Origin of the sequence: Thiolapillus sp., assembly GCF_048562965.1 — a bacterium.
Classification (GTDB): domain Bacteria; phylum Pseudomonadota; class Gammaproteobacteria; order Chromatiales; family Chromatiaceae; genus Thiolapillus; species Thiolapillus brandeum_A.
In genome coordinates this window covers 1-1,022 of sequence record NZ_JBHNMF010000999.1, presented here as the reverse complement: position 1 = coordinate 1,022, position 1,022 = coordinate 1, and the positions used below count along the sequence as shown (strand labels likewise).

The following is a 1,022-nucleotide window of genomic DNA, read 5'->3' as shown; positions in this document are numbered from 1 at the left end:
GCTTCATGAGCTTCCAGCATTTCATTCAGAAGCTCATCTAGATTGAAACGTTCCTTACGTTGCCTTCCGGTGACACTGAGAGGGTCGAGAATCCTTAATCGCTTGCTGATACTCGTCATAGACGCTCTCAGACTTTCAAGTCGACGCCGAATTTCCTCCGGAACGGTCTTGCGCTTAAGACTGTTCAATACATCTAGTGCATCTTCAGCAGATCGCGTGAGTTCATGCGCAACGACTTCCACCATCAGACCAATACCCGCCATCGCGATCATCTGGTCGGCATCCTTTTCCATATCAGCAATGCGCTCACGAGCCTGGGACGCAAATCGTGCAAACTCCTCTCGCACCAACTCGAGTTCTTGAACGACCTCTCGATGTTCAGACGGAACGATTTTTCGAATTGACTTGATAGCCGTCTTCATCCGTTTTTCGAGATCGGCAGTCTTAGTTTCATCTGCAATGAAGGGCTCTTTAGCGTCCTTTTGTTCCTTGGTGATGCGGTTCATTTCATCTCGAAGACGCTCTACAGCAAACTGAACAGTCTCCTTTAGAATCGCTTCTTCAGGTGTCTGCCGAAGGCCTTCGCGATTTGTTTGATCGAGGAGTTCGGGGTTCGACAACCGACCAATTTCAACCTGCCCAACAAGTTGGATTCTGTTGAGTGCATAGCCTTTAGACTTAAGGGCTGTCTTATCCAATTCGAGCCAATCGTCGTCCTCTGTGCCATAGGGGTAAACTCTGAATCCATCACGGTATAGGCGAATACCCATCCATTGGTCGAGCAGATTGCGCAAAGCTTGATATTCCCCAGTGGATTTTCCTTTTCGCTGTGTCTTGCGGTTGTACCAATAGAGTTCGAAATCGAAGGGGCCCACACTATTCAGCGCAGCATAATCAATGTCTCTCTTGTTCATTCTCCTGCGCTTTGCCTTCGGCCCAACCAACGCCCCGTGCAGAACATCTGCTGATACGGTCTCAATACTAACTTCCTTGGGGTGCTCAAAACCTATATTATTTAGTTC

Annotated in this window: 1 protein-coding gene; it reads right to left on the bottom strand. The window is 48.3% G+C overall.

Features of this window, described 5'->3' with window-relative positions; genetic code table 11:
* Positions 1-914, bottom strand: a 914-nt coding sequence (locus ACOCD2_RS21780; RefSeq protein WP_419626106.1) for a hypothetical protein, incomplete at its 3' end; no start/stop codon positions are given.
* Between the last annotated feature and the right edge of the window lie 108 nt (positions 915-1,022).